The organism is Tsukamurella spumae (assembly GCF_012396015.1).
GTDB classification, from domain to species: Bacteria; Actinomycetota; Actinomycetes; order Mycobacteriales; family Mycobacteriaceae; genus Tsukamurella; species Tsukamurella spumae.
This window is the reverse complement of record NZ_JAAXOQ010000054.1, coordinates 1-8,424: the sequence shown is the minus strand read 5'-3', so window position 1 is coordinate 8,424 and position 8,424 is coordinate 1. Positions and strand designations below refer to the sequence as shown.

General features: G+C 71.5%; 6 protein-coding genes. 3 read left to right on the top strand and 3 right to left on the bottom strand.

Features of this window, described 5'->3' with window-relative positions:
- Nucleotides 1-178 precede the first annotated feature (178 nt).
- From HF999_RS21720 to HF999_RS23120, 3 genes are read right to left on the bottom strand one after another with little or no spacing between them, the layout of a single operon-like run.
- Entirely contained in the window at nt 179-1,198 is a 1,020-nt protein-coding gene (locus tag HF999_RS21720) for a 3-isopropylmalate dehydrogenase (protein ID WP_168547851.1), read from the bottom strand.
- The gene (serA, locus tag HF999_RS21715) at nt 1,195-2,781 is read right to left on the bottom strand and encodes a phosphoglycerate dehydrogenase (protein WP_168547850.1); all 1,587 of its coding nucleotides are present in this window, start codon (nt 2,779-2,781) and stop codon (nt 1,195-1,197) included. The genes HF999_RS21720 and serA overlap by 4 nt, the downstream gene beginning before the upstream one ends.
- Nucleotides 2,782-2,819: 38 nt before the next feature.
- A complete protein-coding gene (locus HF999_RS23120) occupies nt 2,820-4,133 on the bottom strand; it encodes a PucR family transcriptional regulator (RefSeq protein ID WP_168547849.1) in 1,314 nt (437 codons plus the stop codon).
- Between the two features lie 148 nt (nt 4,134-4,281).
- Here HF999_RS23120 and HF999_RS21705 point away from each other — a divergent pair, with 148 nt between their 5' ends.
- The 3 genes from HF999_RS21705 to HF999_RS21695 form a co-directional block, all read left to right on the top strand.
- Nucleotides 4,282-5,739, top strand: coding sequence for a class I adenylate-forming enzyme family protein (locus HF999_RS21705; protein ID WP_168547848.1), 1,458 nt, complete (start codon nt 4,282-4,284; stop codon nt 5,737-5,739).
- A gap of 28 nt (nt 5,740-5,767) precedes the next feature.
- On the top strand, nt 5,768-7,549 hold the full coding sequence (locus HF999_RS21700) for a DUF3556 domain-containing protein (RefSeq protein ID WP_168547847.1): 1,782 nt from the start codon (nt 5,768-5,770) through the stop codon (nt 7,547-7,549).
- Nucleotides 7,546-8,424 (top strand): phytoene desaturase family protein (locus HF999_RS21695; protein ID WP_168547846.1); only part of this gene is annotated, 879 nt, incomplete at its 3' end. The genes HF999_RS21700 and HF999_RS21695, both read left to right, overlap by 4 nt.

Below are 8,424 nucleotides of genomic sequence, written 5' to 3'. Positions count from 1 at the left end.
GGAATCCTCCACGGCTGCCTCGCCAGCGGCACCCAATACGACCAGACCGTCGCCTGGTCGCACCACCAACAGGCCGTGGCGGCTTGACACACAACGTCCAGGGATGTCTTAACAGCGTTAGCCCAGACGGCGTCCTGGGGAAACGGTATGGGCTAACGCTGTTAAGTGGGAGAGGTGCCTACGCGGTGAGGGCGGCGGCGATGCGGTCGCCGACCTCGGTGGTGCGGATGGGGGCGTCGCCGCGGGCGGCGAGGTCCGCGGTCACCGCGTCCTCGATCCGCTGCGCGCCCTCCGCGTTCCCCAGATGCCGCAGCAGCATCGCCGCGGACAGGATGGCCGCGGTGGGATCCGCGACGCCCTGGCCGACGATGTCGGGGGCGCTGCCGTGCACGGGCTCGAACATGGACGGGTTGGCGCCCGTCGCGTCGATGTTGCCCGACGCGGCGAGGCCGATGCCGCCGGAGATCGCGCCGGCCTCATCGGTGAGGATGTCGCCGAACAGGTTGTCGGTGACGATGACGTCGAACCGCGACGGGTCCGTGACCAGGTAGATCGTGGCGGCATCGATGTGGCTGTAATCGACTGCCACATCGGGGAACTCGGCCGCCACCTCGTCGACGGTGCGCTGCCACAGCCCGCCGCCGTGCACGAGCACGTTGGTCTTGTGCACCAGCGTCAGCTTCTTCCGCCGGGTGCGCGCCAGCTCGAAGGCGAAGCGCACCACGCGCTCCGCGCCGAACCGGGTGTTGACCGAGGTCTCGTTGGCGACCTCCTGCGGGGTGCCCAGGCGGATCGCGCCGCCGTTGCCGGTGTACGCGCCCTCGGTGCCCTCGCGGACCACGACGAAGTCGATCTCGCCCGGGTCCTTCAGCGGCGACTCGACGCCCGGGAAGAGCTTCGACGGGCGCAGGTTCACGTGGTGGTCCAGCGCGAAGCGCATCTTCAGCAGCAGGCCGCGCTCGAGCACGCCCGGCGGGACCTTGCGCGGGTCGCCGATGGCGCCGAGCAGGATCGCATCGTGCTCGCGCAACGACGCCAGATCCTCCTCGGTGAGCAGCTCACCGTTGCGCTCGTAGCGCCGCGCGCCCAGGTCGTAGTCGGTGGTCTCGATCTCGCCGACCACCGCGCGCAGCACCTTGAGCGCCTCCGCCGTCACCTCGGGGCCGATGCCGTCCCCACCGATCACCGCGAGCTTCACGACAGGTCCACCTGTGCGATCGTGGTGGCGGCGACGGCCTCGGCGATCGCCTGCTGCACCTGCGCCGGGACGGGCTGGCTGACGCGCAGCAGCACCGTCGCACCGTCGCCCTCGGCGTCCTGGCTCAGCGCCGCTGCCTGGATGTCGATCCCGGCGTCGCCGAGCAGCGTGCCGATCTTGCCCAACGAGCCCGGCTGATCGCCGTAGGCGATGAACAGGTTCAGGCCCTCGGCGCGCAGGTCGAAGTTGCGGCCGTTGATGTTGGTGACCTTCTCCACCCGCCCCAGGCCCGACAGGGTGCCCGCGACGTTCGCGACGGTCCCGTCGCCGTACACGGCGCGCACATCCACCAGGCTGCGGTGGTTGGGGCTCTCGGAGACCTTCTCGAGCTCGACGGTGACCCCGCGCTCCTCCGCCAGGGCGGGGGCGTTGACGAAGGTGACCGCGTCCTCGATGACGGCGGAGAACAGGCCGCGCAGCGCCGAGAGTTGCAGGATCTCGACGTTCTCGCTGGCCAGCTCACCGCGGACGGTGACCCCGATCTTCTCGGGCAGCTGTCCGGGCAGACCGCCCAGCAGCACGCCCAGCTTGCGGGTGAGCTCGAGCCAGGGCGCGACCTCCTCGTCGACGGCGCCGCCCTTGACGTTCACGGCGTCGGGGACGAACTCGCCCGCCAGAGCCAGACGCACGCTCTTGGCGACGTCGGTGCCGGCGCGGTCCTGGGCCTCGCTGGTCGAGGCACCCAGGTGCGGGGTCACGACGACCTGGGGCAGCTCGAACAGCGGGCTGTCCGTGCAGGGCTCGGTCTCGAAGACGTCGAGGCCGGCGCCGAAGACCCGGCCCGAGGTGATGGCGTCCGCGAGGGCCTGCTCGTCGACGAGGCCACCGCGGGCCGCGTTGACGATGATGACGCCCTTCTTGGCCTTGGCCAGGAGCTCGCGACCGATGAGGCCCTTGGTCTCCGGGGTCTTGGGCAGGTGCACCGAGATGAAGTCGGCGCGCTCGACCAGCTCGTCGATGCTGACCAGCTCGATGCCGAGCTGCGCGGCGCGGGCCGGGCTGACATAGGGGTCGTAGGCGATGATCTTGGTCTCGAAGGCGGCGAGGCGCTGCGCCACGAGCTGGCCGATGCGGCCCATGCCCACGACGCCGACGGTCTTGCCGAGGATCTCGACGCCGTTGAACGAGCTGCGCTTCCAGGTGTGCTCGCGCAGGGTCTTGTCCGCGGCGGGGATCTGACGCGCGGTCGCGAGCATCAGCGCGACGGCGTGCTCGGCGGCGGTGTGGATGTTCGAGGTGGGCGCGTTCACCACGAGGACGCCGCGCTCGGTGGCGGCGGGCACGTCCACGTTGTCGAGGCCGACGCCGGCGCGGGCGACGATCTTGAGCTTGGTGGCGGCCGCGAGGACCTCGGCGTCGACGGTGGTCGCGGAGCGGACGAGCAGCGCGTCGGCCTCGGGGACCGCCGCGAGCAGGGCGGGGCGATCGGGGCCGTCGACCCACTTCACCTCGACGCCGTCACCGAGCGCCTCCACTGTCGACGGTGCCAGCTTGTCGGCGATCAATACCACGGGACGGCTCACTTGCGCTCCTCATTCACGGTGCCGGTTGCCCGCTCAGCTTAGTGACCTGCGCGTGCCCGCTCCCCGGCCGGGTCTCGCACGAGCAGCGCGACCTCGATGTCGAGCCGGTCGTCGCCGATCGCGCGGCCCCGCCGGGCGATCGCCCGTTGCACCCGGTACTTGACCGAGTTGGCGTGCATGTTCAGTTCCTCCGCCGCCGCCTTGAAACCGCCGCCGTGCCGCAGGTAGACGGCGAGCGTGGCCCGCAGGCGGGCGTCCGACTCGGTGTCGGCCGCCAGGTCGCCCAGGACGTCCCGGGCCCAGGCCCGGGCGGCGGCGGGATCCGCCCCGACCAGCGCAGCGACCATCACGCCCGGGTCGCCCGCGAACACCGCGGACCCCTCCCCGACGGTGCGCCGGACCGCCTCGGCCTCGCGATGCGAGCGCCGGAAACCGTCGACCCCGGTACGCACGGTCCCGACGGCGACCCGGGGCGCACCGTCGCCGAGGCCCGCGGTGACGGATCGGGCACCGTCGGGCGGGGCGGTCAGGAAGGCGTGCGCCCGGGCCGAACCCGGCTCGGCTGCGGCGAGCGGGAGCCAGCCCCAGGCCGTGCGGTGGTCCGCGGCGATGAACAGCGGCGCCTCCGCGACGCCGACGGCCTCGGCGAGCGCGCGGACGAAGGACTCCATCCGGTCCACGAGATCTCCGCCGCCGGCGGCCCCCGCCTCGTCATCGGGAAACCAGGCGATCACGGCGAGGTGGTGCCGGCGCAGGGGGTAACCGACGGCGCTCGACGCCGCGTCGATGTCGGGGGTGTCGTCGCCGGCGAGCAACTCGCGCACGCGCGCGACGCGGGCACTCGAGCGGCCCTGCATCCAGCGGTCGCGCTCGCGCTGGTAGGCGGCGATGACCGTCTCGATCACGGTGTCCGAGTAGGAGAAGGACCAGTCGGTGATCCACTCGTGGGCGGCCAGCATCTGCGCGAGCGGGAGGTCGGTGGCGCGGACCGCGGCGTGCATCTGCTGCACCATGCTGGCCTGACCCAGCCGGTACGCGCGGACCAGCGCGGTGACGGGAAGGCCCCGCTGGGCGAGCAGTCGCGGATAGGCGAGGGCCGCCAGCGGCGCCACGATCGTGCCCGGGTCGACGCCGAACACCATGCCGTGGAGGACGGTCTCGACGTTCCCGGCGACGCTCGCGGCGAGCGCCCGCTCCAGCTCCACGTCGCCGCGCAGCTCCGGGATGTCCGCGAGCATGCGGGCCGTCATCCGGTCGCCGACGATGCGCTGGTCCAGGCCGCCCAGGACCCCCGCCACCGTCCGGCCGATGGGGTCGGACCCGTAGCCCGACCGGTCCGAGGTCTGTCTCACGGAGTCAGGCTAAGCCCTCCGCGGAGCCCGCCGGGGCCGATTCTTCGTCTTCCGGAGATGAAGCTCGCCCGGATCTTGATCGCCACAGGACGGAGTGACACCGCTCACACCCGCATACCGTGATCGGCACGGACCACAAGGAGACCCAGTGACGACCTTCGCCTCGCTTCCCGACACCCGCGCCGCCGCGGACCCGCTCGCGCCGGCCCTCGCCGACGACGAACTCGACCTCGACAACGCCGCGTTCCTCGACGCCGTCACGCGGACCGCCGCCGGCCTGCGGGCGGCGGGCATCCGCCGCGGCGATGTCGTGGCGATCCGCCTCCCCAACACCGCACACCTCGTGGTGGGGCTGTTCGCCGCGTGGCGGCTCGGGGCGGCCGCCACGCCCATCAACCCGTACCTCACGCCGGCCGAGGCGGGCTTCCAGGTCCGCGACTCCGGGGCGAAGGTCCTCATCACCGCCGACGGTGCCGTGTTCGACGGTGTCCCCTCCCGCACGCCGGGCGAGTTGCTCACCCACGATCCCGAATCCGCTGCGCCCGTAGCCGTTCCCGAGGACCTCGCGCTGCTGATCTACACCTCCGGCACCACCGGCCGCCCCAAGGGCGTCATGCTGGACCACGCCAATCTCACCGTGATGAGCGAGATGTCGAGCGCCGCATTCGAGTTCAGCAGGGCGGACCACAGCCTGCTGATCCTGCCGCTGTTCCACGTCAACGCGATCGTGGTCTCGACGCTCAACCCGCTCGCGGGCGGCGGGCGGGTGACCGTCACCGGGCGGTTCGACCCGCGGACCTTCTTCGACCTCCTCGAACGCACCGGCGCCACCTACTTCTCGGCCGTGCCCACGATCTACACCATGCTCGCGGACCTCCCGCCCGAGGTCCGCCCGGACACCTCGCGGGTACGGTTCGCCGTGTGCGGCGCAGCCCCGGCGAGCCGCGAGCTCCTCGACCGCTTCGAGTCGCGGTACGGCTTCCCCCTCATCGAGGGGTACGGCCTGTCCGAGTGCACGTGCGCCGCGACCTGCAATCCGCTCGACGGGGTGCGCAAGCCCGGCACCGTCGGCGTGGCCCTTCCGGGCCAGCGGATCCGCATCGTCGACGGCGAGGGCCGCGAGGTTCCGACCGGCGAGGCGGGCGAGGTACTCCTGGCCGGCCCGAACACCATGCGGGGCTATCTGAACCGCCCCGAGGAGACCGCGAAGACGGTGGTCGACGGCTGGCTGCACACCGGCGACGTCGGTCTCCTCGACGCCGACGGCTACCTGACCCTGGTGGACCGGGCGAAGGACATGATCATCCGGGGCGGGGAGAACATCTACCCCAAGGAGATCGAGACGGTGGTGTACGGCGCAGCCGGCGTCGCCGAGGCCGCGGTGATCGGCCGGCCCGACGCGAAGTACGGCGAGGTGCCGGTGCTCTACGTCTCCCCCGCCACCGTCGACCCGGGCTCCGTGCTGGCGCACACGGCCGCCAACCTCGCCAAGTTCAAGCAGCCGGTGGCCGTGACCGCCGTCGACGCCCTGCCGAAGAACCCCGTCGGGAAGATCGACAAGCCCGCCCTGCGCCGCCTCGACGCAGCCACCGTCCTGCCCGCCTGATCCAGCTCACCGAATCCGAGGAGTCGTCATGGGATTCACCCAGCCCTACCTGCCGCCGGTCGAACCGGCCGAGTTCCTCTCCCGCCCGATCCGCGAGCGCCTGCGCTTCGGCACCCAGGACTGGGTGGACCACGGCTTCGGCACGCAGAGCATGGTCTTCCTCATCTACGTGCTCAAGCTCGTCGTGCTGTACGCCTTCGGCGGCGCCCTCGTCGCGACCGCGACCTCCGGCCTGCACGTCTGGGAGGTCGGGACCTGGTGGAACCAGCCGATCGTCTACCAGAAGCTGGTGGTGTGGACGGTGCTGCTCGAGGCGATCGGTATCGCCGGGGCCTGGGGCCCACTGACCTTCAAGATCAAGCCGATGACCGGCGGCATCCGGTTCTGGGCGCGCACCGGCACCATCCGGCTGCGCCCCTTCACCTGGGTGCCGGGCACTGCGGGCACGCGGCGCACCCCGCTGGACGTGGGGCTGTACCTCCTGTTCCTCGCGTCGCTCGTGACGGCGATCGCGCTTCCCGGGGTGGGCGTCGGCGACGCTCCGTACGACCTCGTGCGCCCGTGGTCGATGATCGCGCCGATCGCGCTCCTGGTGTTGATCGGCCTGCGGGACAAGACGATCTTCCTCGGCGCCCGCGCGGAGCAGTACCTGCCCGCGATGGCGATGTTCGCGGTCCTGCCGTTCCTGTCCTTCGCGACCATGATCGTGGGCCTCAAACTGCTCATCGTGGTGGTGTGGGTCGGCGCCGGCCTGTCGAAGATCGGCAGGCACTTCGTCAACGTGATCCCCGTGATGGTCTCGAATTCGCCGTGCATGCCGTTCACGGGACTGCGCCGCGCGCACTACCGCAACGCACCGCACGATCTACTGCCGTCGCGGCTCGCGCGATTCATGGCCGAGGGCCTGGGCACCGTCGTCGAGATCGCCGCACCGCTGATCCTGCTGTTCTCGCTCAACCGCACCCTCACCGTGGTGTGCGCCGTGTTCATGGTCTGCTACCACCTGTTCATCATCTCCACCTTCCCGCTCGCGGTGCCGCTGGAGTGGAACCTGCTGTTCGCGTACACCGCGCTGTTCCTGTTCGTCGGTTTCCCGGCGCAGGACGGCTTCTCGGTGCTCGACATGTCGCCGGCCTGGCTGATCCTGGTGATCTTCGCGGCGCTCGCCTTCTTCCCGGTGCTGGGCAACATCCGGCCCGACAAGGTCTCCTTCCTGCCCTCGCTGCGCCAGTACGCCGGCAACTGGGCCACCGGGATGTGGGCGCTGGCCCCCGGCGCGGAGGAGAAGCTCGACCGGGTGCAGCGGCCGGTGACCAACACCGTCGACCAGTTCGTCGCCTTCGGCACCCCGCGCGAATGGGCCGAGGTGCTGCTGCAGAAGGGACTCGCCTGGCGCGCGATGCACAGCAACGGCCGGGGCCTGTTCTCGACGCTGCTGAGCCACGTGCCCGATGTCGAGGAGCGGACGCTCCGAGAGGGCGAGCTGGTGTGCAACACGATGATCGGCTTCAACTTCGGTGACGGGCACCTGCACGACGCGACCCTCATCGCAGCGGTCCAGGAGCAGGTCGGGTTCGAGCCGGGCGAGCTGATCGTGGTGTGGGCGGAGTCCCAGCCGATCACGCGGATGACACAGGACTTCCAGATCATCGACGCCGCGCTGGGTGTCGTCGCCCGCGGGCACTGGAACGTGCGCGACTGCGTGACCGCGCAACCCTGGCTGCCCGACGGCCCGGTGGCGTGCGAGATCACGTGGACCTCCGACCCCGTCCGCTACCCGCTGGGGACCGGCGTGGGCGCCGCGCGATGACGACGGCCACCGTCGTCGGCTCCGGCCCCAACGGCCTCGCCGCCGCGATCACCCTGGCCCGTGCGGGGGTGGACGTGACGATCCTGGAGGCGGCCGCCACCGTCGGCGGCGGTCTCCGGTCCTACGAGGGCATCGTGCCCGGCCTGATCCACGACCACTGCGCCGCGATCCACCCCATGGCCGTGGGCTCACCCTTCCTCGCCACCATCGACCTCGACAAGCGCGGGTTGCGCTGGTCCTCCGCCGAGGTCGAATGCGTGCACCCGCTCGACGACGGCACCGCCGGCGTGCTCCGGCGCACCGTCGGCGACACGGCCGCCGGAATGGGGCCCGACGGTGCCGCCTGGCGCGCCCTGTTCGACCGGCCCGTGAAGGAGATGGACCGGATCGGGCCGTCCATGCTCGGACCGCTGCTCCGCGTACCGCGACATCCCCTGGCACTCATGGAGTTCGGTGCACCGACCGCGCTCCCCGCCTCCGTCCTCGCCCGCGCGTTCCGCACCCCGCAGGCCCGCGCACTGTGGGGCGGCGTTGCGGCGCACACCTTCCGGCCGCTGCACGAGCCGATGAGCTCGGCGATCGGCAAGGGCATGCTGACGGCGGGACACGCGTACGGCTGGCAGGTCGCCGAGGGCGGCTCCGGCGCGATCGCGAACGCCCTGGCCGCGGAACTCACCGACCTCGGCGGACGGATCGAGACCGATGCCCGCGTCACCTCGCGCAGCGACCTACCCCCCAGCGACCTCATCCTGTTCGACCTCGACCCCGCACAGGTCGCCCGCATCCTCGACGACGCCCTACCACCCCGAATCCACCGCGCCTTCACCAGATTCCGACGCGGACCCGGCGCCTTCAAAGTCGACTTCGCCGTCCAC

Bases quoted from the DNA above. Each gene is read 5' to 3' on its own strand.
- HF999_RS21700 (WP_168547847.1), top strand. From the start codon at position 5,768: ATGGGATTCACCCAGCCCTACCTGCCGCCGGTCGAACCGGCCGAGTTC.